Annotated in this window: 22 protein-coding genes; 8 read left to right on the top strand and 14 right to left on the bottom strand. The window is 70.1% G+C overall.

Annotated features, from left to right (window positions below; translation table 11 throughout):
- Window positions 1-68: 68 nt before the first annotated feature.
- Entirely contained in the window at window positions 69-722 is a 654-nt protein-coding gene (locus AC1DWP_RS14455) for a fasciclin domain-containing protein (RefSeq protein ID WP_477615172.1), read from the top strand.
- Window positions 723-809: 87 nt separating this feature from the next.
- On the opposite strand, the gene AC1DWP_RS14450 is transcribed toward AC1DWP_RS14455, so the two are convergent.
- Window positions 810-1,229 carry a winged helix-turn-helix transcriptional regulator gene (locus tag AC1DWP_RS14450; RefSeq protein ID WP_477615171.1) on the bottom strand — a complete coding sequence of 140 codons (420 nt, stop codon included), beginning with the start codon at window positions 1,227-1,229 and terminating at the stop codon, window positions 810-812.
- Between the two features lie 84 nt (window positions 1,230-1,313).
- Between AC1DWP_RS14450 and AC1DWP_RS14445 the strand changes: the two genes are divergently transcribed.
- Entirely contained in the window at window positions 1,314-1,925 is a 612-nt protein-coding gene (locus AC1DWP_RS14445) for an NAD(P)-dependent oxidoreductase (RefSeq protein ID WP_477615170.1), read from the top strand.
- A gap of 20 nt (window positions 1,926-1,945) precedes the next feature.
- Here AC1DWP_RS14445 and AC1DWP_RS14440 read toward each other — a convergent pair whose 3' ends face one another.
- Window positions 1,946-2,506 carry a hypothetical protein gene (locus AC1DWP_RS14440; RefSeq protein WP_477615169.1) on the bottom strand — a complete coding sequence of 187 codons (561 nt, stop codon included), beginning with the start codon at window positions 2,504-2,506 and terminating at the stop codon, window positions 1,946-1,948.
- A gap of 321 nt (window positions 2,507-2,827) precedes the next feature.
- Between AC1DWP_RS14440 and AC1DWP_RS14435 the strand changes: the two genes are divergently transcribed.
- On the top strand, window positions 2,828-6,205 hold the full coding sequence (locus AC1DWP_RS14435; RefSeq protein ID WP_477615168.1) for a pyruvate carboxylase: 3,378 nt from the start codon (window positions 2,828-2,830) through the stop codon (window positions 6,203-6,205).
- A 141-nt stretch (window positions 6,206-6,346) separates the two neighbouring features.
- Window positions 6,347-6,520, top strand: coding sequence for a CsbD family protein (locus AC1DWP_RS14430; protein WP_477615167.1), 174 nt, complete (start codon window positions 6,347-6,349; stop codon window positions 6,518-6,520).
- A 138-nt stretch (window positions 6,521-6,658) separates the two neighbouring features.
- Here AC1DWP_RS14430 and AC1DWP_RS14425 read toward each other — a convergent pair whose 3' ends face one another.
- The 8 genes from AC1DWP_RS14425 to AC1DWP_RS14390 all read right to left on the bottom strand — a co-directional run bounded on the left by AC1DWP_RS14425 (window position 6,659) and on the right by AC1DWP_RS14390 (window position 15,685).
- Window positions 6,659-8,581 (bottom strand): DUF2207 domain-containing protein, encoded by a 1,923-nt coding sequence (locus tag AC1DWP_RS14425; RefSeq protein ID WP_477615166.1) that lies wholly within the window; start codon window positions 8,579-8,581, stop codon window positions 6,659-6,661.
- A 4-nt stretch (window positions 8,582-8,585) separates the two neighbouring features.
- The gene (gene smpB / locus AC1DWP_RS14420) at window positions 8,586-9,071 is read right to left on the bottom strand and encodes an SsrA-binding protein SmpB (RefSeq protein ID WP_477615165.1); all 486 of its coding nucleotides are present in this window, start codon (window positions 9,069-9,071) and stop codon (window positions 8,586-8,588) included.
- Between the two features lie 123 nt (window positions 9,072-9,194).
- The gene (locus AC1DWP_RS14415; RefSeq protein ID WP_477615164.1) at window positions 9,195-10,538 is read right to left on the bottom strand and encodes a peptidoglycan DD-metalloendopeptidase family protein; all 1,344 of its coding nucleotides are present in this window, start codon (window positions 10,536-10,538) and stop codon (window positions 9,195-9,197) included.
- Between the two features lie 118 nt (window positions 10,539-10,656).
- Window positions 10,657-11,562 (bottom strand): permease-like cell division protein FtsX, encoded by a 906-nt coding sequence (gene ftsX / locus AC1DWP_RS14410; RefSeq protein ID WP_477615163.1) that lies wholly within the window; start codon window positions 11,560-11,562, stop codon window positions 10,657-10,659.
- A 93-nt stretch (window positions 11,563-11,655) separates the two neighbouring features.
- On the bottom strand, window positions 11,656-12,345 hold the full coding sequence (gene ftsE / locus AC1DWP_RS14405) for a cell division ATP-binding protein FtsE (RefSeq protein WP_477615162.1): 690 nt from the start codon (window positions 12,343-12,345) through the stop codon (window positions 11,656-11,658).
- A gap of 151 nt (window positions 12,346-12,496) precedes the next feature.
- Complete coding sequence (prfB, locus tag AC1DWP_RS14400) at window positions 12,497-13,612, bottom strand: peptide chain release factor 2 (protein WP_477615161.1); 1,116 nt, start codon at window positions 13,610-13,612, stop codon at window positions 12,497-12,499.
- A 124-nt stretch (window positions 13,613-13,736) separates the two neighbouring features.
- Window positions 13,737-15,143: a GntP family permease gene (locus tag AC1DWP_RS14395; RefSeq protein WP_477615160.1), complete on the bottom strand. Its 1,407-nt coding sequence runs from the start codon at window positions 15,141-15,143 to the stop codon at window positions 13,737-13,739.
- Window positions 15,140-15,685 carry a gluconokinase gene (locus tag AC1DWP_RS14390; RefSeq protein WP_477615159.1) on the bottom strand — a complete coding sequence of 182 codons (546 nt, stop codon included), beginning with the start codon at window positions 15,683-15,685 and terminating at the stop codon, window positions 15,140-15,142. Before AC1DWP_RS14390 ends, AC1DWP_RS14395 begins: the two co-directional genes overlap by 4 nt.
- Before the next feature lie 149 nt (window positions 15,686-15,834).
- On the opposite strand from AC1DWP_RS14390, the gene AC1DWP_RS14385 reads away from it, so the two are divergent.
- Window positions 15,835-16,638: a FadR/GntR family transcriptional regulator gene (locus AC1DWP_RS14385; protein WP_477615158.1), complete on the top strand. Its 804-nt coding sequence runs from the start codon at window positions 15,835-15,837 to the stop codon at window positions 16,636-16,638.
- An 18-nt stretch (window positions 16,639-16,656) separates the two neighbouring features.
- On the opposite strand, the gene AC1DWP_RS14380 is transcribed toward AC1DWP_RS14385, so the two are convergent.
- Entirely contained in the window at window positions 16,657-18,072 is a 1,416-nt protein-coding gene (locus tag AC1DWP_RS14380) for a tannase/feruloyl esterase family alpha/beta hydrolase (protein ID WP_477615157.1), read from the bottom strand.
- A gap of 128 nt (window positions 18,073-18,200) precedes the next feature.
- Between AC1DWP_RS14380 and AC1DWP_RS14375 the strand changes: the two genes are divergently transcribed.
- On the top strand, window positions 18,201-18,533 hold the full coding sequence (locus AC1DWP_RS14375; protein ID WP_477615156.1) for a PadR family transcriptional regulator: 333 nt from the start codon (window positions 18,201-18,203) through the stop codon (window positions 18,531-18,533).
- The gene (locus AC1DWP_RS14370; RefSeq protein WP_477615155.1) at window positions 18,530-18,967 is read left to right on the top strand and encodes a hypothetical protein; all 438 of its coding nucleotides are present in this window, start codon (window positions 18,530-18,532) and stop codon (window positions 18,965-18,967) included. Before AC1DWP_RS14375 ends, AC1DWP_RS14370 begins: the two co-directional genes overlap by 4 nt.
- Before the next feature lie 62 nt (window positions 18,968-19,029).
- Here AC1DWP_RS14370 and AC1DWP_RS14365 read toward each other — a convergent pair whose 3' ends face one another.
- Together AC1DWP_RS14365 and ligA are read right to left on the bottom strand one after the other, a co-directional pair.
- On the bottom strand, window positions 19,030-19,494 hold the full coding sequence (locus AC1DWP_RS14365; RefSeq protein ID WP_477615154.1) for a mycothiol transferase: 465 nt from the start codon (window positions 19,492-19,494) through the stop codon (window positions 19,030-19,032).
- Window positions 19,491-21,641, bottom strand: coding sequence for an NAD-dependent DNA ligase LigA (gene ligA, locus AC1DWP_RS14360; RefSeq protein WP_477615153.1), 2,151 nt, complete (start codon window positions 21,639-21,641; stop codon window positions 19,491-19,493). The genes AC1DWP_RS14365 and ligA overlap by 4 nt, the downstream gene beginning before the upstream one ends.
- Window positions 21,642-21,778: 137 nt before the next feature.
- Between ligA and AC1DWP_RS14355 the strand changes: the two genes are divergently transcribed.
- On the top strand, window positions 21,779-23,281 hold the full coding sequence (locus AC1DWP_RS14355; RefSeq protein WP_477615152.1) for a long-chain-fatty-acid--CoA ligase: 1,503 nt from the start codon (window positions 21,779-21,781) through the stop codon (window positions 23,279-23,281).
- A 9-nt stretch (window positions 23,282-23,290) separates the two neighbouring features.
- Here AC1DWP_RS14355 and AC1DWP_RS14350 read toward each other — a convergent pair whose 3' ends face one another.
- A complete protein-coding gene (locus AC1DWP_RS14350; RefSeq protein WP_477615151.1) occupies window positions 23,291-24,268 on the bottom strand; it encodes a DMT family transporter in 978 nt (325 codons plus the stop codon).

The raw sequence follows: 24,268 nt of genomic DNA, 5'->3' as shown, positions 1-24,268 counted from the left end.
GGGCGCGTGACACGCGGTGACCACAGCCCGGGACCACCACACCGCAGTGGATTCCTGGAGGAACAGACATGATCGCTCGACGTCTCATGACCGCCGTGGCCGCCTTCGGCCTCGCGGGCACTGCCGCCCTGGCCGGCGCGCCAACCGCCTCAGCGCACGGGGCCGGCCACGGCACGGACCCGTCCGCGACCGGCACCCGGAGCCTGGCCGCCGTCCTCGCCGAGGACGGCTCCGGCTTCGACCACCAGTGGAACGACTTCGACATCGTCGACAACGCGGTGACCGCCGTGCTGACCGCCAAGCCCGGCTCAGCCGTGGGCGTGCTGGCCGACGGCACCGTCCCCCTCACGGCGTTCCTGCCGACCGACAGGGCCTTCCGCCGGCTCGCGTCGGACCTCACCGGCAAGCGCTACACCTCGGAGTCGGCCGTCTTCGCCGATGTGGCCTCGCTCGGCATCGACACCGTGGAGGCGGTGCTGCTCTACCACGTCGTCCCCGGCGCCACGGTGACGTACCGGCAGGCCCTCCGCTCCGACGGCGCGACCCTCACCACCGCCTCGGGTGGGACCGTGCAGGTCGACGTGGTCTGCAGGCACTTCGTGCAGCTGGTGGACGCCGACCCCGACGACCGCAACCCCTGGGTCGTGGCACCCGACCTCAACAAGGGCAACCGTCAGATCGCCCACGGGATCTCTCAGGTGCTTCGCCCGCTCGACCTCTGAGCGACCCAGCGCGAGGCGCAGCCGCGGCCGCAACCTGGCCGTGGCTGCGCCACGTCGTGCAGGTATGCCGCCGTGCGCAGTGCGGCCTCAGCCTCCGGCAACCGACGCCTCCTGCGCCACGAACTCGTCCCGAGCAGCGAGGATCGTGCTGACATGCGTCTCGGCCCAGTCCGTGAGCACGGCGATCGGCCCTCCGAGCGAGATCCCGAGCTCGGTGAGGGCGTAGTCCACCCGGGGCGGCACCTGGGCGAAGACGGTGCGAGTGAGCAGGCCGTCACGCTCCATCGCGCGGACCGTCTGGGTGAGCACCTTGGGCGCCACGCCACCGACCCGCGCACGCAGCTCGGTGAAACGCAGCGGACCACCGGCCAGAGCGCCGATCACCAGGACCGTCCACTTGTCGCCGATCCTGTCGAGCACCACCCGGGTGGGGCAGTCGGGGTCGAAGGCGTTGCCGCGTCCCTCGCCGGGAGCCTCGACAGCCGTTCTGGCCTGCTTGGTAACCATGAGGTACTTATAGCACGTTGAAGTGCTCAGTAACCAATGGTTACTGTCGTCCACGTCAGCACGGACCCCACGGAAGGCACACCCATGAAGATCGCCCTGTTCGGCGCCAGCGGCATGATCGGCTCTCGCATCGCGACCGAGGCCCTCTCGCGCGGCCACGAGGTGACCGGCTACACGCGCAGCGGCTCCCCTCTCCCCACCGGTGCCGTCGCCGCCACCGGCGACCTCGCCGACGAGACCGCCGTGAAGGAGGCTGCCACCAGCCACGACGTGGTGGTGTCGGCGACCGGGCCGAGCCGCACCGGGGGAAGCCACGAGGCATGGCTGGCAGCGGTCCAGAACCTCGTCGACCACGCTGCCGGCGCGCGAGTGCTCTTCGTGGGCGGCGCCGGCTCCCTTCTCACGCCGGACGGCACGCGCCTGCTCGACTCACCAGGCTTCCCCGTCGAGTACCTCGCCGAGTCACGCGCCGGCGCCGCCGCGCTCGACATCTTCCAGGGTGCACCCGACGAGCTCGACTGGACGTTCTTCTCCCCCGCGCCCGTCATCGCCCCGGGCGAGCGCACCGGTGCCTACACCGTGGCGCTCGACACCCCCGCGGGCGATTCGATCAGTGCCGAGGACTATGCCGTCGCCCTGGTCGACGAGCTCGAGCGTCCGCGGCACCGTCGCCAGCGCTTCACCGCAGCGAGCTGAGCGGGGCTGGTCCAGCACCCTCAGCGGCAGGCACGGGGCTCGGACTGCGCCCTGAGCCGCTTGGCCTTGGTCGGTGTGGGGCGGCATCCGTGGCCGGCCGCCACCCGACCGCGGAGGCCGAGCGCCTTCCCGTGGGCGCGGCCGTCGTCGCTGCGCTGCAGCCATCCCCGGGCCAAAGCGCCACCTCCCGGCAGGGAGATCGGCAGGCCCACGGGAGCCACTCCCCCGGCGCTGGTGGTGCCGGAGCTGCCCGGAAGCGCCAGCGCCTGTGCCGGCAGCGCCGTCCCGCCGTCATCGGAACCCGCTGAATCCACTGCACCCCCCACCGCTCCGCCCCCGGCCCGGGACGACGAGCCACCCGAGGCGTGACCGGGCGAGCCGTCGCGGGTCGGGCGGGTGGTCGGGCGGGTAGGGACGGCCGAGGGGCGCGCGGTGTGAGGCGCCTGGGCCTGCGGGCCCCCGGTTGCGCGACGCTCGCCGCCCGTGAAGATCGTCGCGGCCACCACTCCCACGGCGAGAAGGAGCGCTGACACCATCACGGTGGCGATCACGCGGGAGATCACGACGGGGGCCTTGCGCACGTGCCTGCCTGCCATGAGCCGCCTCGGTTCGACGTCGACGCCACCGGAGTGCCTGCCCCGCCTGCGCCGGGGCCCCCTGCACGCCCGTCCAGCGTAGCCATCGGGCGGGCCCGCAGGCAGCCCCCCACCGCGGTCGTCCGCAGGCCGTGCGGCGGGGCGACGCGCGCCTTCGCGCGCCCGGAGCACACGGCATACCCGCAGTGGTTGGTCCGCATGGCGGGCGCGCCGTCTCACGAGTCGGGACCTCACTAGGATCGGACGCACGCCGCACATCCCCTCACCGGACCCATCACCCCTGGGTGCCGATCCCCTGGAGGTCACGTGTTCAGCAAGGTCCTCGTCGCCAACCGTGGTGAGATCGCGGTCCGCGCGTTCCGCGCCGCGACCGAGCTCAACGCCAAGACGGTCGCCGTCTTCCCCTACGAGGACCGCAAGTCCGAGCACGTCCTGAAGGCCGACGAGGCCTACCGGATCGGTGACGAGGGACACCCGGTCCGGGCCTACCTCGACCCAGAGGGCATCGTGCGCACCGCCGTCGAGGCGGGTGCGGACGCCGTCTACCCCGGCTACGGCTTCCTGTCCGAGAACCCCGACCTGGCCGAAGCGTGTGCGAATGCCGGCGTGACGTTCGTCGGGCCGCCGGCCTCGGTGCTGCACCTGACGGGCAACAAGGCCCGCGCCATCGCCGCCGCGAAGAAGGCCGGACTGCCCACGCTCAAGGGTGCCGAGCCGAGCACCGACATCGACGCCCTCGTGGCTGCCGCCGAGGAGATCGGCTTCCCGATCTTCGCCAAGGCGGTCGCCGGAGGCGGCGGTCGCGGCATGCGGCGGGTGGAGCGGCGCGAGGACCTGCGCGACTCGCTGGAGGCCTGCATGCGCGAGGCCGAGTCCGCGTTCGGTGACCCGACGGTCTTCCTCGAGGAGGCAGTGGTCAGCCCGCGGCACATCGAGGTGCAGATCCTCGCCGACGGTGCGGGCAACGTCATCCACCTCTTCGAACGCGACTGCTCCGTGCAGCGACGGCACCAGAAGGTCGTCGAGATCGCCCCGGCCCCGAACCTCCCACCCGAGCTGCGCGAACAGATGTGCGCCCACGCGGTCGCTTTCGCCAAGGAGATCGGCTACGTCAACGCGGGCACCGTGGAGTTCCTCCTCGCCCCCGACGGCCGCTACGTCTTCATCGAGATGAACCCGCGCATCCAGGTCGAGCACACCGTCACCGAGGAGATCACCGACGTCGACCTGGTCAGCTCCCAGCTGCGCATCGCCAGCGGCGAGACCCTCGAGGACCTGGGCCTCTCGCAGGACACCTTGCAGATCCGCGGCGCGGCGCTGCAGTGCCGCATCACCACGGAGGACCCGGCCAACGAGTTCCGTCCCGACACCGGACGGATCACGACCTACCGTTCGGCCGGAGGCGCGGGCGTCCGCCTCGACGGCGGGACGATCTTCGTCGGGGCCGAGATCGGCGCCCACTTCGACTCGATGCTCGTCAAGCTCACCTGCCGCGGCCGGGACTTCCCGACCGCAGTGCGTCGGGCCAGGCGCGCGCTGGCCGAGTTCCGGATCCGCGGCGTCTCGACCAACATCCCGTTCCTCCAGGCCCTGCTCGAGGAGCCCGACTTCCAGGCCGGCCGGCTGACCACCGCGTTCATCGACGAGCGCCCCGAGCTGCGCACCGCGCGAGTTCCCGCCGACCGAGGCACCAAGCTGCTCACCTACCTCGCGGACGTCACGGTCAACCAGCCGCACGGCCCCGGGCGCACGCGGGTCTCCCCCCGCTCCAAGCTGCCCGCGATCGACCGCGCGACTCCCCCGCCGCCCGGTGCGCGCGACCGGTTGTTGCTGCACGGCCCCCAGGCGTTCGCGGAGGCCCTGCGGGCCCAGGAGGCGGTGGGGGTCACGGAGACAACGTTCCGCGACGCCCACCAGTCGCTGCTCGCCACCCGGGTCCGCACCCGTGACCTCATGCACGTCGCCCCGCACGTCGCCCGGCTGACGCCCCAGCTGCTGTCCGTCGAGGCCTGGGGAGGCGCGACGTACGACGTGGCCCTGCGCTTCCTGGCCGAGGACCCGTGGGACCGCCTCTCGCGCCTGCGGGAGGCGATGCCCAACCTGCCGCTGCAGATGCTCCTGCGCGGGCGCAACACGGTCGGTTACACCCCCTACCCCACGGCCGTGACCGACGCCTTCGTCACCGAGGCCGCCAGCACCGGCATCGACATCTTCCGGATCTTCGACGCCCTCAACGACGTCGGGCAGATGCGCCCCGCCATCGACGCGGTCCGGGCCACCGGCACTGCCGTCGCCGAGGTCGCGCTCTGCTACACCGGTGACCTCACGAGCCCCGCCGAGAAGCTCTACACCCTCGACTACTACCTGCGGCTGGCCGAGCAGATCGCCGAGGCCGGCGCGCACGTCATCGCCATCAAGGACATGGCCGGCCTGCTGCGGGCTCCTGCGGCACGCACCCTCGTCACGGCGCTGCGCGAGCGGTTCGACCAACCCGTCCACCTGCACACGCACGACACCGCAGGTGGGCAGCTCGCCACCCTCCTGGCCGCCATCGACGCGGGCGTCGACGCGGTGGACGTCGCCAGCGCAGCCATGGCCGGCACCACCTCGCAGCCACCGATGTCGAGCCTGGTCGCGGCCACCGACGGCACCCCGCGCGCCACCGGGTTGGACCTGGGCGCCGTCAACGACCTGGAGCCCTACTGGGAGGCGGTGCGGCAGCTGTACTTCCCGTTCGAGTCCGGCCTGCCCTCCCCCACCGGTCGCGTCTACACGCACGAGATCCCCGGGGGCCAGCTCTCCAACCTGCGCCAGCAAGCGATCGCCCTCGGGCTCGGCGACCACTTCGAGGAGGTCGAGGACATGTATGCCGCGGCCAACCGCATCCTCGGCAACATCGTCAAGGTCACCCCGAGCAGCAAGGTGGTCGGCGACCTCGCTCTGGCCCTCGTGGGCGCGAAGGCCGACCCGTCGGACTTCGAGGCCAACCCCACGAAGTACGACATCCCGGACTCCGTCATCGGCTTCCTCTCCGGCGAGCTCGGCGACCCACCCGGCGGCTGGCCCGAGCCGTTCCGCACCAAGGCGCTGGAGGGCCGCACCACCAGGCCGCGGGTCAGCGAGCTCAGCGAAGAGGACAGCGAAGCACTCGAGGCGAGCCCGCGGCACACCCTCAACCGGCTGCTGTTCCCGGGCCCGACCTCTGACTTCGAGAAGTCGCGGGATGCCTACTCCGACCTCGCCGTCCTCGGCACCCGCGAGTTCCTGCACGGCCTCGAGGTGGGTTTCGAGCACGAGATCGACCTCGAGCCCGGCAAGCGGCTGCTCCTCGGCCTGCAGTCGGTGTCCGACCCCGATGACCGGGGGATGCGGACCGTCATGTTCACCATGGGTGGGCAGCTGCGTCCGGTGCAGGTGCGCGACGAGCGGATCGCCGTCGACGTCAAGGCGGCCGAGAAGGCTGACCCGGCTGCGAAGGGGCAGGTAGCAGCCCCGTTCGCCGGGGTCGTCAGCCTCGCCGTCGAGGAGGGCTCCACCGTCGAGGCCGGCGCGGTGGTTGCCACGATCGAGGCGATGAAGATGGAGGCCAACATCACGGCACCGGTGGCCGGGACGGTCCAGCGGCTGGCCATCGGCCCGCAGCAGCAGGTGGAGGGCGGCGACCTCCTCCTCGTCCTCGGCTAGGGGCTTTCCCACGCCCCTGCCATGCCCCTGACCTGCGGTGATATCGATTTGGGGTTACGGTCGAAGAGCACGCGGTCAAGAAGCGGCTGTGTCAGCAGTAGAAACACCCAACGAGATCGCACCCAACCAAGGGAGCCCATCATGGGATTTGACGACAAGCTCGACAACGCCAAGGACAAGGCCACCGGCCAGGCCAAGGAGGCCACCGGCAAGGTGACCGACAACGAGCGACTCGAGGCCGAGGGCAAGGCCGACCAGACGGGAGCCGACCTGAAGCAGGCGGGCGAGAAGGTCAAGGACGCCTTCAAGGACTGATCGCCTTCACCCAGGCCTGACGCGGGTATGCCGCGTGCGAACCGCTCCCAGCGGAGGGATCGTGCGCGGCATCCCTGTGTCCCGCCCCTGCGTCCGCCCCTTGTCCGCCCCTTGTCGCCCCCGAGCCGGCGCACACCCCTACCAGGAACCGCCCGAGCTCCCACCGCCCCCACCGCCGGAGAAGCCGCCACCGCCCGAGAAGCCGGAACCACCCGAGCTGCCCGGAGTGCTCGTGAACGTCCCGCCCGCAGTCGTGGCGAACGAGTCCATGTCCTGCGCGATGCCGTCGTAGTCGAAGCCGCCGGACCCGATGTACCAGAAGGGTGGGGTGAGGGTGTGTCCTGCGGCGGCTGCGGACTCCGCCACCTGGCGGAAGGTGCCGGCCCACTGCGAGGCCACGCCGAAGACGATCGCGTAGGGCAGGTAGCGGCTGAAGATGTCCTGCGCCTCCTCCCACTTGATCTGGTTGGCCTCCGCCGTCACGAGGTACTTCTTGAAGCCCTCGGACTGGGCCTTGACCGCGCTGCCGTCCGCGGTGCGGGCAGCCATGCGCCGCCCCAGGAGCGCGACGATGAACCCGGCGACTGCCGCGCCCCCCAGCAGGACGAAGGCCGGAGGGATCGGCGAACCGGTGCCTGAGCCGGCCCTGGCGAGGGGTCCGCCCGCCCACGCGCCCCCGAACACCGAGCCCATCACCATGATGCCGCCGAGGGCCGTCCACGTCCCGCGTTGGCCTTCCGGCGACCGACGGAACCACCCGCGTCGCACGACCTCGTCGTACATCAGCTCCTGGACCCGCTGGAGCGTGGGCTTGAAGGTGTTCTTGAGGCTGGACAGCGTCCGTGTCGGGGCGCTCTCGAAGAGGCCGAGCAGGAGCGCCTCCTCGTACGGCAGCAGCGCGGTCCGCGCCTGCTCCGCCGTCGGCGTGGTGCGGGTGAGCCGCCAGTCCTTGCTGCGCAGGAAGCCACCTTCCTCCTCGGCGATGGTCAGGTGGCCACGGGCAGCGAGGTCGATGATCGTGGCGGACACGTCGATCGTGTTGGCCACCTCGTCGATGACCGTGCCGACCAGACCGGGCTGGACGCCGTCCGGAGGAGTGAACCGGACCGCGATCGGCCCGTTACGTCCCTTGACGACCTGCCCGTCCTGCCCCAGCGCCGGAGTCAGGCCCGGCACCAGCCCGGCATACTGCTCGTCGCGACCGCGCGTGTAGACCAGGGTGCCCATCAGGCCGGCCGCGAGCAGGGGCAGCGTCACCCCCGCCCCCAGGGTGAGGTAGCCCAGCGCCTTGGACGTGTCGGAGGTGATGACGCTGCCGTCGTCGGACACGTTGCCCTCGTGCAGCACCGGGTCGAGCGACCCGAAGTCGGCGATCGGCAGCGACGCGAGGATCGAGACACCACGCCCGTTGCCAGCCTCGGGGGCGCTGAACTCGGCGCTCGCTCCCGGTGTCGCGGTGCACCGCTCCGTGGACCCGAACTCCCCGATGAAGCACTCGGCCCTGTCGCTGGGACTCGCCCCCGTCACCGTGGCGCTGACGTCCTGGTAGGTGTTGTCGTCCGACGCGTCGACCAGGTTGTAGTAGAGCTCTGCGTGGTCGGGGAAGCCGTTGACGTAGGAGCCGAGGTGGTAGCGCACGACGTAGGTCTGCGTGCCGCTCACCGTCTGGTCGGCCCGTCCGACCCGGATCCTCACCGAGGACCCGTCGGTGGCGTCGTCGACCGACACGTCGGCCGGTGCCCCGGACGGGGAGGAGGCCGACACGTCGGAGATCGGGTACTCGCGGTAGGCGTCCTTCCGGTCCTGGTAGCCGACCCGCACCGTGACGAACCGCTCGATCCCGTGGCGCTCATCCCCCTGCGGGAAGTGCCAGGTGATGTTCTCGACGACGTCGACCGAGCCGTCGTGGTTGACGGAGATGTCGACGTGGAACCGGGTGGCCAGGTCATCGCTCGCCGCAGCCTGCGCGCTGCCCCCCGCAAGGACCATCGCAGCGAAGGCGAGCAGCACTGCCAACCCGGAGCCCACGGCATACCGGTGCGTCCCCCCGTGCAGGCGCATGTCCCTAGCGTCCCTCGCCCGAGGCTCGTCGCGCCTGGCTGAGGGCGCGCTGCGTGTCACGGGTGTCCTGGCGCTCGCGCAGCGCGTGTCGCTTGTCGTACTGCTTCTTGCCCTTGGCGATCGCGATCTCGACCTTCGCCCGGCCGTCCTTGAAGTACAGCTGCAGCGGGACGATGGTGTGGCCGCTCTCGGACGACTTCTTCATGATCTTGGCGAGCTCGGCACGGTGCAGCAGCAGCTTGCGGCGGCGACGCGGGGTGTGGTTGGTCCAGTTGCCGTTGACGTACTCAGGGATGTGCACGCCCTCGAGCCACAGCTCGTCGCCGCGCCAGGCGGCGTAGCCGTCGATGAGCGACGCACGCCCCTCGCGCAGGGACTTGACCTCGGTGCCCATCAGGACCAGCCCGGCCTCGAAGGTGTCCTCGATGAGGTAGTCGTGGCGCGCCTTCTTGTTGCTCGCCACCACCTTGCGACCCTGTTCCTTGGCCACTGCCCGTCCACGTCCTTCGATTTTTGGCTGCATCATCGCGTGGTCGAGTCCCGACCCAGCGAGGCCACGCTACCTGCACGACGGGGTATGCCGGCCAGTCGGTTTACCTGCGCCGTCGCCGGGTCACAGCCAACGACGTGGATCCTTGGGGGTGCCGTCCTCATAGGTCTCGAAGTGCAGGTGGCACCCGGTGGACGACCCGGTGGTGCCGACGTAGCCGATGATCTGGCCGCGCGAGACGTGGCCGCCGCGCACGGCATACCGGCTCATGTGGTTGTAGGTGGTCACGAGGTCGACGCCGCGGACGATGCCGTGGTCGATCATGATCCGGTTGCCGTAGCCCCCGCCCCAGCCGCGTGAGATGACGGTGCCGCTCGCGGCGGCACGGATCGGCGTGCCGCAGTCGGCCGCGAAGTCGCGCCCGGCGTGCAGCCGCCAGTAGTGCAGGATCGGGTGGTAGCGCATGCCGAACTCGGAGGAGATCCACCCTCCTGACGGTCGGGACAGGAAGCCACCGGAGGACGACGGCTCTGCCGGCACCTTCTTGCCCGCCCTGCGCAGGGCGGCCGCCCGACGAGCGGCCGCGGCCTTGGCGGCCTTGGCGCGGGCCACGAGGATCCTGTGCAGCCTCGCCTGCTCCTTCTGGGCAGCGACGAGCTGGGCCTTCTCGGCCTTGATCTGGGCCTCGAGCGCCGTGGACTGGGCGACCTGCTGGGCCGCGAGGGCGTCCAGCTTCTGCTTGGCCTCGGCCGCTGCGCCCCGCGCCCGCTGGGCCTTGGCCAGCGCGGCCTCCGCCTGCTTCTTGGCGGCCTGGACCTGCACCTTGAGGGCCTTGATGTGGGCCTCCTGGGCGGTCGCGGCGGCCCGCGCGGTCGCGAGCCGGGACAGCGACTGGTTCTGGACGTCCATGACCGTGTCGTTCATGGCGATGCGGTTGGCGAAGTCGTCCGGGGTGGTCGCGCTCAGCGCCACCGACAGCTGGCCCATCCCCTGGTCCTGGTACAGCTGGGAGGCGAACCGGGCCACGCGGGTACGGGTCTGCGCCAGCTTGGCGCGGGTGGCCGCGAGCTCGTCGACTGCCCGCGCCTCGTTGGCGCGGGCGACGTCGAGCTGGACGGCCATCTCGTCGTTGTACGCGTCCGCCTTGGACACTGCGGCAGTCGCTCGGTCGAGGGCGGCCTGCGCCACGGGGAGGGCGGCCTGGGTGCGACGCAGGGCGACGTACGCGCTCTTGAGGCTGGCCGAGGTGTCCTCGAGCTCGCCCTTCAGCGCGTCGATCTCCTTGTCCACCTGCTTCTTGGCCTTGCCCGGGTCGTCGGCGGGCGCCGAGGCGACCGAGGACGGGTGGCCGGGAGCAGCCGCGACCGACGACGGGGCGCCGAGGCCGATGGCGCAGGCGAAGGCCAGCCCGAGGGCCGTCAGGCGGACACGATGAGACGCGTACAGACGCGGGGGGATTGCGCTCATAGGCCTCATTGGTAACACACACCACACCTGTTTCCCGGGATTGAGACCTGTGACTTGTCCGATCAGCCCGCTGGGTGGCGGGGCCGATCGACGGGACCCGCCCGATGGCGGGTGGAGGTCAGACGCGCAGGTAGCGGCGCAGGGTGGCCCAGGACGTCAGGACCGACACCACGAGCATGAACCCGACCAGCCACGGGGCGACGAACCAGATGTCGGTCGTGCCCACCAGGGGCGCGTCCTGCAGCACGGCCGAGACCTTGGGCAGCAGCGAGTCAGCCGTCACCCAGAGTCCGACGATGGCCAGACCGGTGCCGGTGAGGGCCGCCAGCACCGTCTCCATGACGAAGGGCAGCCGGATCGTGAAGTTCGAGGCGCCCACCAGCTTCATGATCCCGGTCTCGCGTCGTCTGCTGAAGGCCGCCTGTCGGATCGTCGTGGCCATCAGCAGGACCGAGCACAGCACCATCAGTCCGGCGAGGAAGAGCGACCCGATGGTCACGACGTTCATCACGGTGAAGAGCTTGTCCAACGTCTTCTGCTGGTCCTGCACGCGTCCCACCCCCGGCGCCCCCTCGAAGGCACTCACCACGACGTCGTACTTCTTGGGGTCGCTGAGCTGGACGCGGAAGTTCTCCGGGATGTCACCGACCTGCAGGTAGTCCGACAGCGGCGAGTTCCGGTACTGCTCCTTGAACCGGTCGAAGGCCTGCTGCTCGGACTCGTAGTAGACGTTCTTGACGAGTGGCTTCATCTCGTCGAGCTGGGACCGCAACGAGTTCCGCTGCTCCTCGGTCACCGCCTTGCCGCCACAGTTGACGTCGAGCGAGTCCTTGCCGCACATGAAGATCGAGACCTGGATGCGGTCGTACCAGTAGCCCTTGAGGGTGTCGACCTGTCCCTGGGCGAGGAACCCGATGCCCATGAGGTAGACCGACACCATCGTCACCAACAGCACCGACACGGCGATGGAGAGGTTGCGGCGCAGGCCGATCGCGATCTCGCTGAGCATGAACTGCAGTCGCATGGGGGTGGGTCTCCAGTGCTTTCTGTTGTCGGGCGCTGCCGGGCGTGCCGTGCTGGCTGGGCGTCGGGGGCGGTGGGGCGTCGGGCGCGGTGGTCAGCTGCCGCTGCCGTAGACGCCCTTGTTCTCGTCGCGGATGATGTGGCCGTTCCTGAGCTCGACGACCCGCTTGCGCAGCTGGTCGACGATGTCGTCGTCGTGGGTGGCCATCACGATCGTGGTGCCGGTGCGGTTGATCCGGTCGAGCAGCCGGACGATGTCCAGGCTCGTGGTCGGGTCGAGGTTTCCGGTCGGCTCGTCGCACAGCAGGATCGGCGGCTTGTTGACGAACGCGCGCGCGATGGCGACGCGCTGCTGCTCACCACCGGACAGCTCGTGCGGCAGCCGCTTCTCCTTGCCCTCGAGCCCGACCATCTCGAGCGTCTCGGGGACGACCTGCTTGATGGCATGACCCGAGCGACCGAGCACCTGCAGCGCGAAGGCGACGTTCTGGTAGACGTTCTTGTTCGGCAGCAGCCGGAAGTCCTGGAAGACGGTCCCGATCTCGCGCCGCAGCCGGGGCACCTTCCGGTGGGGCAGGCTGCCGACATCCTGGCCCGCGACGAGCACGCTGCCCTGCGTGACGCCCTCTTCCTTGAGGACCAGGCGCAGCAGGGTGGACTTGCCGGACCCGGAGGCGCCGACCACGAAGACGAACTCGCCGCGCTCGATCTCGAGGTTGATGTCGCTGAGCGCCGGTCGGCTGGACCGGGCGTAGACCTTGCTGACGTTCTCGAAACGGATCATGCGCGTGAGGTGAGCCTTACGGGGGGACGAATGGGACGGCATACGGGCAATGCGCGCGAACGCGCACGACCCACCCGAGGATAGGTCGCCCACCGTGGTATGCCGCGCAGCGCCACCTCCTCGGCGTTGCGCCTGCGCCCCCGCGAGCCGACTACTGAGCGAGCTTTTCCTGCTCCTTGCGCCACCGGACCCCGGCCTCGATGAAGCCGTCGATGTCGCCGTCGAAGACCGCGGAGGGGTTGCCGACCTCGAACTCGGTGCGCAGGTCCTTGACCATCTGGTAGGGCTGCAGAACGTACGAGCGCATCTGGTCGCCCCAGCTGGCCTTGACGTCGCCGGCCATCTCCTTGCGCTCGGCAGCCTCCTCGGCCTGGCGCTGGACGAGCAGGCGGGACTGCAGGACGCGCAGGGCGGCGGCGCGGTTCTGGATCTGGGACTTCTCGTTCTGCATGGAGACGACGATGCCTGTGGGGATGTGTGTCATGCGGACAGCGGAGTCGGTGGTGTTGACGCTCTGGCCTCCGGGGCCGCTGGAGCGGAAGACATCGACCTTGATCTCGTTCTCGGGGATCTCGATGGAGTCGGTCTGCTCGATGAGCGGGATGACCTCGACCGCGGCGAAGCTCGTCTGGCGCCGCCCCTGGTTGTCGAACGGGCTGATCCGCACGAGGCGGTGGGTGCCGGCCTCGACGGAGAGGTTGCCGAAGGCGTAGGGCACGTTGATCTCGAAGGTCGCGGACTTGAGCCCCGCCTCCTCGGCGTAGGACGTGTCCATGACCTGGGCCGGGTAGCCGTGGCGCTCGGCCCAGCGCAGGTACATGCGCATCAGCATCTCGGCGAAGTCGGCGGCGTCGACGCCACCCGCGCCGGCGCGGATCGTGATGACGGCCGCACGCTCGTCGTACTCCCCCGACAGCAGGGTGCGGACCTCGAGCTCGCCGACGGCCTTCTGCAGCGAGGCGAGCTCCTTCTCCGCCTCGAGCATCGTGGCGGCGTCCCCGCCGTCTTCGGTGCCCATCTCGACGAGCACCTCGAGGTCCTCGATGCGAGAGTCCATCTCGACGACGCGCTCGTACTCGGAGTTCGCGCGGGACAGCGCCGACGTGACCAGCTGCGCGGCCTCCGGGTCGTCCCAGAGGTCGGGTGCCGACGCCTTGGCCTCCAGCTCGGTGATCTGCTGCTGGACGGACGCCAGGTCGGTCACCTCGCGCACGGAGTCCATGGTGTTGCGGAGCTGCTTGATCTCTTGCTGGAAGTCGACGGCCACGAGACCCAACTCTAATGCCCCACGGCTGTGCGCCCCGACCGCCGCAGAACCCGACCACACCACGACGCAGGTATGCCGCGCGGCTGGGCCGCGCGGCATACCTGGGCTTCCTGCGGGGGGAGGGTCAGACGACCAGGCCGAGGAGGAGGACGAACACCAGGCCCGACACCGACAAGAGCGTCTCCATGAGCGACCAGGTCTTGATGGTCTGTCCGACCGAGAGGCCGAAGTACTCCTTGACCAGCCAGAAGCCTGCGTCGTTGACGTGCGAGAAGAACACCGATCCGGCGCCGATGGCGAGGACGAGAAGGGAGACCTCGGGGGCGCTCATACCAGCGGCCAAGGGCGCCAGGATGCCGGAGGCGGTGACCGTCGCGACGGTCGCGGAACCCGTGGCGAGCCTGATCATGACGGCGACCACCCAGGCGAGGAGGAGGATGCTCACGCCACTGCCCTGCACCCAGTCGGCGACGAGGCCGCCGATGCCGGTGTCGACGAGAGTCTGCTTGAAGCCACCACCAGCGGCGACGATGAGCAGGATGCCGGCGATGGGCGGAAGCGACTTCTCGAGCGAGGAGGAGAGCTCCTTGGTGCCCATGCCGGCGCCGCGGCCGAGGGTGAACATGCCGACGATGACGGCGATGAGCAGCGCGATGAGCGGCGTGCCGAGGAAGTCGAGCACGGTGCGGACCGGGTTGTCCTCGGCGGCGAAGATGTCGGCCAGGGCCTTGCCCATCATCAGGACGACGGGGGTGAGGACTGCGAGCAGGGTGACGGCGAAGGTCGGGCGCTGGAGCCTGGCCTCGCGCTCGTCGTCGGTCGCGAACAGCTCAGGTGCGGGGACGTCGACCCAGCGGCCTGCGAAGCGGGCGAACAGTGGACCGGCGATCGCGATGGTCGGCAGCGCCACGAGGACACCGAAGGCCAGGGTGATGCCGAGGTTGGCCTTGAGGGCGTCGATGGCGACGAGGGGTCCGGGGTGCGGAGGCACGAGGCCGTGCATGGCCGACAGGCCGGCAAGGGCAGGGATACCGACCTTGATGATGGACAGCCCCGAGCGGCGGGCGACCAGGAAGATCACCGGCATCAGCAGGACGAGGCCGATCTCGAAGAACATGGGCAGGCCGATCAGCGCGCCGACGCCGGCCATCGCCCACGGGAGGGTGCGCGAAGAGGATCGGCCGACGATGGTGTCGACGATCTCGTCAGCGCCACCCGAGTCGGCCAGCAGCTTGCCGAACATCGCCCCGAGGGCGATCAGGGTGCCGACCCCGGCCGCGGTCGACCCGAATCCCTTGGTGAAGCTGGCGATGGTGTCGGACATCGCCACGCCGGCCACGGCGCCGACGGTGAGTGACCCCAGGGTCAGTCCGAGGAACGGGTGCAGCTTGAAGCGGGTGATCAGCAGGACGATGACGGCGATGCCGAGCAGCGCCGCCGGGATCAGCCGGGCGGCGGGGATGTCGGGCAGCGGCGCGGCATCAGCCGCGCTCAGGGCCGGCTGCAGCAAGGAGAGGAAGTCGGTGTTCACGGCTGGGTCACGCCTTTCGAAGCGAGGGAGCTGAGGATGGTCAGGGACTGGTTGACGAGGGTGTCGACGGGCTGGTCCACGTCGAGCGCGGCACCGATCTCGTCTGGCTGGAGCAGCTCGAGGGTCGCGAACTGCGAGTCGATGAGGGCGGCCGGCATGAAGTGCCCGGGACGCCCCGCCACGCGGGCGGCCAGCACGTCGCGGTCGCCGTGCAGGTGCAGGTACACGGCGTGCGGGCCGGCGAGGGTGAGGACGTCCCGGTAGTCGCGCTTGAGCGCGGAGCAGCTCGCGACGCCCCCAGTGGAGCCGTGGTCAACCAGCCAGGCGCTGATGGCCTGGAGCCACGGGCCGCGGTCTTCGTCGTCGAGCGGGATCCCCGCCGACATCTTGGCGATGTTGGCCTCGGGGTGGAAGTCGTCCGCGTCCGCGAACGGGACGCGCAGTCGCTGGGCGAGGGCCGCGCCGACGGTCGTCTTGCCTGACCCGGACACCCCCATCATCACGACAAGGGGCGGTGCGGGACGTTCCATCACTTCAGGCATGGGCTGACTCCTGTGTCGGCTCGGGCTCGTCGTCGAGTTCCTGGAGATCAGGGTGAAGCATAAGAACCGTTTTAACAAGAGTCTTGGTCAAATAAATATTATTTATATCTTGACCCGTGCGGACACGTCCTGTCTGGCAGGCTTGGGCCATGCCCGTCGACCCCACCACGCCTGACGACCCCTCGACCCGGCCCGGGACCCAAGGCGGGACCGAGGCTGGGACCGAAGGCGGGACCGAAAGCGGAAGCGACGTCGGGCTGCACGCCAGCGTGCTCGACAAGCTGGGTCAGGAGATCGTGTCGGGCACCGTGCCGGTCGGCAGCGTCGTGCGCATCGACCAGCTGGACGCGCGTTTCGGCGTCTCGCGCTCCGTCGTGCGCGAGGCGGTGCGCGTGCTGTCGTCGATGGGCCTGGTCGAGACGCGGCGCCGGCTCGGGGTACGGGTGCGTCCCCGGTCGCAGTGGAACGTCTTCGACCCGAGGGTGATCCGCTGGCGCCTCGCCGGGCCCGACCGGGAGGACCAGCTCGTGTCACTCGGCGAGCTGCGGCGTGGTTTCGAACCCGTGGCCGCCGAGCTCGCCGCCGACCGCGCCACCCCCGAGCAGTGCGGCGCGATGGCCGCGGCCGTGATGGAGATGACCGTGCACGCCAAGTCCGGGGACCTGGTGGCCTACCTGGGGGCCGACAAGGACTTCCACCGCACCATGCTCGAGGCGTCGGGCAACGAGATGCTCGCCGCCCTGGCCACCGTCGTCGACGAGGTGCTCTCCGGTCGGACCCACCACGACCTGATGCCACGCACCCCGAACCCCCTGGCCATCCGCCTGCACACCGACGTGGCCCAGGCCATCGGCTCCGGAGACGGCAAGGCCGCCAGTGCCGCGATGGCCTCGATCATCGACGAGGCGAGCGCGGCCGTGCGCGGGGTCAAGGACGCCGGGCACGCCGACTGAGCCCCAGGCACCCCCGCCTCAGAGCTCGCAGGAGTTCACGAGGTCACCCGAGGCCGGCCGGGCTCGCAATCCGTCCGCCGGCGTCTGCACCCCGCGCTCGACCCACGCCGTGAGGTCGTCGAACGCCGTGCGCGCGCACGGCAGGAGAGGCCGCAACCGGTCGGGGAACGCGGCATACAGACCGTCGGTGTGGGTGCCGTCGGCGACGCTGTAGTAGCGGTGCAGCGCCCCGGCACCAGCCTGGTCGACCAGTCGGTCGTAGACGTCGCCGTCAGTGGCGGGCGGCAGCAGCGTGTCAAGGGTGCCCTGCACCGTGACCATGGGCTTGCCAATGGCCCCGGTGAGCTGCACGGAGGCCACCGCGTCCTTCACCGACTGGGGCCGCGACGTGTAGTCGTAGTCGGCGTCGCAGTGCGGAGTTCCGCTGGCGCAGAAGGGAGTTCCTGCCTTGAGGTCACCGTCGTAGGTCGGGTCGAGCTCCTCGCGGTAGATGCGCTGCGTCAGGTCCCAGTAGACGGTCTCGTGGAACGGCCACAGGAACTCCGACCCCGGCACGAACCCCGCACCGATGATCGCGTCGTGGGCCGCCTGGTCGCCGGTCGCGGCATACAGCGGGTAGTTCTTCAGCGCGGTGGGCAGGTAGGTGAGCAGGTTCGGGCCCTCGGCGCGGAACAGCGTGCCTTCCCAGTCGAGCCCGCCGTCGTAGAGGTCGGGGCGGTTCTCGAGCTGCCACCGGGTGAGGTAGCCCCCGTTGGAGATCCCGAACATGTAGGTGCGTGCAGGCGCCTTGGCGTAGACCTGCTTCAGGACCCGCTTGGTGGCGACGGTCAGCTCGGTGACGCGCTCGTTCCACTCGGCGATGGAGCCGCCCGGCGCGGATCCGTCGTCGTAGAACGACGCACCCGTGTTGCCCTTGTCGGTCGAGGCGAAGGCGTACCCCTTGCTCAGCACCCAGTCGCCGATGATGAAGTCGTTGGCGTACTGGGCGCGGACGCCGGGTGCCCCGCTGACGATGAGGCCGCCGTTCCAGTTGTCGGGGATCCGGATGACGAACTGGCTGTCGTGCTTCCAGCCGTTGTTGGAGTTGGTGGTCGAGGTGTCGGGGAAGTACCCGTCGACCTGGAGGCCGGGCACACCCGTGGGGTTCTTCGTCCCGGCAGCGTTGAGGCCGGCCCAGTCATTGGGGTTGGTGTGGCCGCTGGCGAGAGTGCCGGCGGTGGTGAGGTCGTCGAGGCACGCGACCTCCTGCAGCTGCGCTCCCGGCACTGCGACCTTGTCCTGGCGTGCACAGTGCCCGCCCTGCGGCTTGTCGGCGGCGGCGGGAGCAGCCGCGGCGAGCGCTCCCCCGACGGCGAGAGCGACCGCGGTGGCCAGGGCTCCGCTGCGGCGGCGTGACGTCACTGTCAGGGACGTGGTCAGGGGCATGGTGGTCATGCAACGCCCGCGGCGCGCGGCCCTCAATGTGGGTCCCCCACACAAACCCGGTATGCCGCGTGTGCAGCGCCGACCACCGCCGGCTCACCTCCCTTGTCCTCTACCTAGGGGCTAGGTAAAGTAAGACCATGACCCCACGTCCAGAGCCGCGTATGACGATCGCCACCCAGCTGGTGCTGGGTGCCCTGCTCGCCGACCCCGGTCGCGAGCTCTACGGCCTCGAGATCGGCGAACAGGCAGGGCTGCCGAGCGGGACCATCCACCCGATCCTGGCTCGTCTCGAGGGCATCGGCTGGGTGGAGTCGAGCTGGGAGGACATCGACCCACGAGTCGAGGGCAGGCCTCAGCGTCGCTACTACCGGCTCACCGCGACGGGCGCTGTCAGCGCTCGCGATGCCTTGTCGCGCGCATATCGCAGCCGTGGGACGCTGCGGACGAATCCACTGGGCGGAACGGCATGATGCCCGCACCCCTGCCTGCCAGGACGCACGGGGAGGCGCCACTGCGCTGGCCGTCTCGCATCGTGCGCCTCGCGACGCACGCTCTCCCGGCGGGCGCGGTGCGAGACCGCTACCGGCTGGAGTTCCTCGCAGAGCTCGCGGAGGTGCCCGGTCCACACCAGACCCGCCACGCCGCGCGCATCCTGACCCACTCCCTGGCATTGCGCTCGGCCGTCCGAGGCACCCAGGTCGCTCCCCTGGAGGCCATCATGACCACACCGACCAAGCCGCTCCTCTGCCGGACGAATCTCCACCACCGCTGGGAGTGGGCCAACACCCTGGACGGTGAGCGTTACATCCGGTGCTCGCTCTGTCTCAAGGAGCGCGAGACGGGGGCTGGCGGCAAGTGGACCGGGGGCATGAGCATGGGCGGCTTCAACGGCGGCGGAATGTGATCGCGAGCGGCTGACCCGGTCAGGTGCGGGCGCCAGTGGACGTGCGCCGCGCCGGTCGATCTTCAGGGCTGACGGTCGCGGGCGCGGTCGGCGACCAGGACGTCGCGGGTGAGCTCGAGCTGACCACGGTGCTGGGCGAGCTCCTCGTAGACGTGCAGCAGCACCTCGCCCTGTGTGGCGTACCTGTCCCGCGGATCCGGGTTGGCAGGCGGCGCGCCCACGTCGCTGGCCGCCACCCACTCGGACAGGCTCCGACGCAGGCGATCGGTTTCAGCCGCGAGGTCGGTCACCGCCCCCGTCGCGGTGAACTCGCTCGGCCGATCACGCGGGACGACCTCACCGAGGTTGGTCGTGGATGCCCAGGCGGCACACATCCCGAGGCAGTGGGTGAGGATCGCGAACGGACTGTTGGCGTCGGGCAGGTCGGGCCGCCGGTTGGCCAGGTCGTCGCCGAGGTCGACGACGATGTCGCGCATGGCCACCAGCGCCTCGTCGCAGAACCTCAGGAAGGTGGCCTTGTCGATCACGGGTGGCCTGTCTCCAGGAGCCGGCGGAAGCCGGCCTCGTCGAGGATCGGCCGACCCAGCTCGCGGGCCTTGTCCTCCTTGGTCCCGGCGTTCTCCCCCACCACGACGTAGTCGGTCTTCTTCGACACCGACCCGGACGCCTTGCCGCCGCGAGACAGGATCGCCTCCTTGGCCGAGTCGCGCGAGAAGCCCTCGAGCGAACCGGTGACGACGATGGTCATCCCAGCGAGGGTCTGTTCCACCGACTCGTCGCGCTCGTCCGCCATGACCACTCCGTCGGCCTGCCACTGCCTCACGATCTGGTCGTGCCAGTCGACGGCGAACCAGGCTGCGACGGCGTCGGCGATGACCCCGCCCACACCCTCGACGCCCGCCAGCTCCTTGGGACGCTCCTTCGCCGCATCGCGAAGTGCGTCCATCGTGGCGAAGTGCTGAGCCAGCGCCCGCGCTGCCGTCGGCCCGACGTGGCGGATCGACAGGGCGACGATGACGCGCCAGAGGGGTTGCTGCTTGGCCTGCTCGAGGTTCTCGGAGAGTCGGATCCCGTTGGCGGACAGTACTTTTCCATCGACGACGGACTCCGGGGGGTCGGACTTCTTGGCCGCTCGGGTGAACAGCGGCACCGTCGCCAGTCGAGCGCGCCCCGCCTCACCGGCCAGCCCGAACAGGCCACTCTCGTCCTCGAGGACGCCCGACTCGAGGAGGGCGACGGAGCCCTCCCAGCCCAGCGCCTCGATGTCGAACGCACCACGACCGGCCAGTCCGGCGAGTCGCTCCCGCAGCTGCGACGGACAGGTGCGGGAGTTCGGGCAACGGATGTCCTTGTCTCCCTCCTTCTCCGGCGCCAGGGGGGTCCCGCAGGAGGGGCACTCGGTGGGCATGACGAACTCGCGTTCGGTGCCGTCGCGCAGGTCGACCACGGGCCCGAGGATCTCGGGGATCACGTCGCCTGCCTTGCGCAGCACCACGGTGTCGCCGATGAGCACGCCCTTGCGACGCACCTCGTCGGCGTTGTGCAGCGTGGCGCGCTCGACGGTCGAGCCCGCGACCACCACCGGCTCCATCACCCCGAACGGCGTCACCCGACCGGTGCGGCCGACGTTGACGAGGATGTCGAGGAGCTTGGTGTTGACCTCCTCGGGTGGGTACTTGAACGCGATCGCCCAGCGCGGCGCCCGCGAGGTGGACCCGAGCTGGCGCTGCAGCGAGATCTCGTCGACCTTGATGACGATGCCGTCCAGCTCGTGCTCGACGCTGTGTCGCTCGGCGCCGTACTGGTCGATGAACTGCTGGACTTCCTCGACCGATTCGAGGACGCGGTAGTGCGTCGAGATGGGCAGCCCCCACTCGCGGAACAGGTCGTAGGCCTGCGACTGCCGGGTCAGCTCGAAGCCCTCGCGCAGCCCGATGCCGTGCACGAGCATCCGCAGGCCACGGCTGGCCGTGACGCGAGGGTCCTTCTGCCGCAACGAACCGGCGGCAGTGTTGCGCGGGTTGGCGTAGGGCGCCTTGCCTGCCTCGACCAGGCTCGCGTTGAGGTCGCCGAACGCCTCGACCGGGAAGTAGACCTCGCCCCGGATCTCGACGCGCGCCGGGTGGTTGGACCCGGCGAGCTGGTGCGGGATGCCCTGGATGGTCTTGACGTTGTTGGTGACGTCCTCGCCCGTGCGCCCGTCGCCGCGGGTCAGGGCGCGCACGAGGCGGCCCTTCTCATAGAGGAGGTTGACGGCCAGGCCATCGATCTTCAGCTCGCACAGATAGTGGTATGCCGCGGACCCCGCATCGCGCGCCACCCTCGCCGCCCAGGCGGCGAGCTCCTCGGGCGAGAAGCAGTTGTCGAGGCTCAGCATGCGCTCGAGGTGGTCCACCGCGGTGAAGTCGGTCGAGAAGACGGCGCCGCCGACCTGCTGGGTCGGGCTCTCGGGGGTGCGCAGCTCGGGGAACTCCTCCTCCAGCTCGTTGAGCCGGCGGATCAGCCGGTCGTAGTCACCGTCGCTGATCGTCGGCGCATCCCTGACGTGGTAGGCGAACTGGGCCGCAGTGGCCTGCTCGGCCAGCTCTGCCCACTCGTGGCGAGCCGCGTCCGTGGCTGGCTCCAGCGCAGACCCAGTGGCAGCTGTAGAGGCGTTCTCAGTCACGCTGCCCATCCTGCCGTACGCCTCCGACACCTGTGTCGCAGACGGGCGCGGGCCGTGGGACACGGCATACCGGAATCCGTAGCCAAAGGACGCGCTCTCGGCGAGGATGGCTGAAACCGGACCCCCACCGCCGAGGAGCCTGCGCCATGACCAATCTCGCCACCAACTTGGTGACCACCGCCCAGGAGCGGCCGGACCAGCCGGCCATCAAGTTCATGGGCAACGACATCAGCTACGCCCAGATCCACGGCATGGCTGCACAGGTGGCGGGGTCGCTGAAGGCAGCAGGCATCGAGCCCGGTGACCGCGTGGCGATCATCCTCCCCAACGTGCCGGCCTTCCCTGTCGTCTTCTTCGGCTCCCTGCTGGCCGGCGCGATCGTGGTGCCGATGAACCCCCTGCTCAAGTCCGGCGAGATCGACTTCTTCTTCACCAACTCCGGGGCCAAGGTCGCCTTCGTCTGGCCGGACTTCGTGGCGGAGGCCACCGAGGGAGCCAAGAACTCGGGCACCCGCATCATCACGTGCGGTCCCATGGGTCCCGTCGAGGGCGCCCTCGAGGGCGGTGACCCGATCGCCGAGCCGGTCGAGCGCGACGACGAGGACACCGCGATCGTGCTCTACACCTCGGGCACGACCGGTCGGCCCAAGGGCGCCGAGCTGACCCACAGGAACGTCCACCTGAACGCGCACCGCAGTGCCGTCGAGATCCAGGCGACCACGCCGGACGACGTGGTGATGGGCTGCCTGCCGCTGTTCCACGTGTTCGGGCTCGTCGTGGGCCTCAACGCCGCGGTCATCGCCGGCGCGGCGCTGGCGCTCATCCCCCGGTTCGACCCGGCCGAGGCGATCAAGGTGATCGGCAACGAGAAGGTCACCATCTTCATGGGCGTCCCCACGATGTATGCAGCGATCCTCAACCACCCCGACTCCGACGCCCTCGATGCGACGTCGCTGCGTACCTGCTGCTCGGGTGGGTCCGCCATGCCGCTGGAGGTCATGAAGGCGTTCGAGGAGAAGTTCGGCTGCATGATCCTGGAGGGCTACGGCCTGTCCGAGACCTCTCCGGTGGCGTCCTTCAACATGCCGACCATGGAGCGCAAGCCCGGCACCATCGGGGTCGCGATCCCCGGTTGCGAGATGAAGCTGATCGACCTCGAGGGCAACGACGTCGCAGCGGGCGAGGGCGTCGGCGAGATCGCGATCCGCGGCGACAACGTCATGAAGGGTTACTGGCAGAACCCCGAAGCCACCGCCGAGGCCATCCCCGACGGCTGGTTCCGCACCGGGGACCTGGCCACCGTGGACGACGAGGGCTACTACACGATCGTCGACCGCAAGAAGGACATGATCCTGCGCGGCGGCATGAACGTGTACCCGCGCGAGGTCGAGGAGGTGCTCTACACCCACCCCGACGTGCTCGAGGCCGCTGTGGTCGCGGTGCCGGACGAGCTGCTCGGCGAGGACGTGGGCGCTGCCGTCGCGCTGCGTCCCGGCGCCACCGCGACGCTGGAGGACGTGCAGGCCTTCGTCAAGGAGCGGATTGCCGCCTACAAGTACCCGCGGCACATCTGGGCCGTCCCCGAGCTGCCCAAGGGCCCCACCGGCAAGATCCTGCGGCGCGAGGTGCACAAGCCGGCCGACGTCTGAGGGACGAGGTCAGGCGTCCTTGCGACGCTTGGCGGGGAGGCCGATGACCACGGCTGAGACGAGCACGATGGCGGCGCCCAGCAGCTGCGGCCAGGCCAGGTGCTCACCCAGGACGACGACGCCCAGCAGCACCGACACGACCGGAATCAGGTAGGTGACGGTGGTGCTGACCGTGGCACCCGCGCCACGCACGACGTCGAACTGGAGCATGTAGGCGAGCCCGGTCCCGACGACGCCCAGCACGAGGACGCAGAGCAGCGGCAGCAGCACTCCCCCGGCATCGAGGTTGACGTGCCCGGCCCACGGGGCGGCGTACGCGTCGCGGTTGAACAGCCACCACACGAGAATGACCGGCACCATGAGCGCGGACCCCACCAGCAGCAACGCGGTCGGCATCGAGAGCCCACCCAGGTCTGCGCCCCCGAGGAAGCGCCGGTTGTAGGTCCAGCCCAGGCCGTAGGACGCGCCGGCGACGAGCGTCATGCCGAAGCCCAGCAGGTCGGGGCGGCCGGCGGACTCCCACGGCTGCATGATGACGATGACGCCGGCGAACCCGATGACGACGGCAGCCAGCTTGCGTGGGGACAGGCGGTCGCTCGGCAGCAGGGCCAGCGCGAAGAAGACGGCGGCCAACGGGGTGGTGGCGTTTCCGATCCCGGCCAGTGCAGAGGAGACGCGCACCTCACCGGCGGCGAACAGGCTGAAAGGCAGCGCCGTGAGGAATACGCCCGACACGGCGAGATGGGCCCAGGTGCGGCGCGCGCGGGGCAGCCGGCCACGGGTGACGGCCAACAGCGCCAGCAGGGTCGCGGTGCCGGCGAAGATGCGCAGCCCCGAGATCTGCAGCGGGGCCATGGTCCGCAGCCCGACCTTCATCAACAGGAAGCTCGACCCCCAGATGAAGGCGAGCAGGACGTACTTGGCCTGCCAGGGCACCCGGGTCACCGGGGAGCTGGCGACGGTGGGGGTGGCGACACTGGTGCTCAT

The sequence above is a fragment of the Pedococcus sp. P2_F6 genome (assembly GCF_056403675.1).
This window is presented reverse-complemented; position numbering and strand designations above follow the sequence as displayed.

What these genes read in the sequence shown, in the direction of transcription:
- ligA (WP_477615153.1), bottom strand. Translation starts at nt 21,641, where the DNA reads ATGGGCAGCGTGACTGAGAACGCCTCTACAGCTGCCACTGGGTCTGCG.
- AC1DWP_RS14380 (WP_477615157.1), bottom strand. Translation starts at nt 18,072, where the DNA reads ATGACCACCATGCCCCTGACCACGTCCCTGACAGTGACGTCACGCCGC.
- AC1DWP_RS14415 (WP_477615164.1), bottom strand. Translation starts at nt 10,538, where the DNA reads ATGAGCGCAATCCCCCCGCGTCTGTACGCGTCTCATCGTGTCCGCCTG.
- AC1DWP_RS14450 (WP_477615171.1), bottom strand. Translation starts at nt 1,229, where the DNA reads ATGGTTACCAAGCAGGCCAGAACGGCTGTCGAGGCTCCCGGCGAGGGA.
- AC1DWP_RS14355 (WP_477615152.1), top strand. Translation starts at nt 21,779, where the DNA reads ATGACCAATCTCGCCACCAACTTGGTGACCACCGCCCAGGAGCGGCCG.
- AC1DWP_RS14385 (WP_477615158.1), top strand. Translation starts at nt 15,835, where the DNA reads ATGCCCGTCGACCCCACCACGCCTGACGACCCCTCGACCCGGCCCGGG.
- AC1DWP_RS14425 (WP_477615166.1), bottom strand. Translation starts at nt 8,581, where the DNA reads ATGCGCCTGCACGGGGGGACGCACCGGTATGCCGTGGGCTCCGGGTTG.
- ftsX (WP_477615163.1), bottom strand. Translation starts at nt 11,562, where the DNA reads ATGCGACTGCAGTTCATGCTCAGCGAGATCGCGATCGGCCTGCGCCGC.
- AC1DWP_RS14455 (WP_477615172.1), top strand. Translation starts at nt 69, where the DNA reads ATGATCGCTCGACGTCTCATGACCGCCGTGGCCGCCTTCGGCCTCGCG.
- AC1DWP_RS14375 (WP_477615156.1), top strand. Translation starts at nt 18,201, where the DNA reads ATGACCCCACGTCCAGAGCCGCGTATGACGATCGCCACCCAGCTGGTG.
- ftsE (WP_477615162.1), bottom strand. Translation starts at nt 12,345, where the DNA reads ATGATCCGTTTCGAGAACGTCAGCAAGGTCTACGCCCGGTCCAGCCGA.
- AC1DWP_RS14430 (WP_477615167.1), top strand. Translation starts at nt 6,347, where the DNA reads ATGGGATTTGACGACAAGCTCGACAACGCCAAGGACAAGGCCACCGGC.
- AC1DWP_RS14350 (WP_477615151.1), bottom strand. Translation starts at nt 24,268, where the DNA reads ATGAGCACCAGTGTCGCCACCCCCACCGTCGCCAGCTCCCCGGTGACC.
- AC1DWP_RS14390 (WP_477615159.1), bottom strand. Translation starts at nt 15,685, where the DNA reads ATGCCTGAAGTGATGGAACGTCCCGCACCGCCCCTTGTCGTGATGATG.
- AC1DWP_RS14370 (WP_477615155.1), top strand. Translation starts at nt 18,530, where the DNA reads ATGATGCCCGCACCCCTGCCTGCCAGGACGCACGGGGAGGCGCCACTG.
- AC1DWP_RS14445 (WP_477615170.1), top strand. Translation starts at nt 1,314, where the DNA reads ATGAAGATCGCCCTGTTCGGCGCCAGCGGCATGATCGGCTCTCGCATC.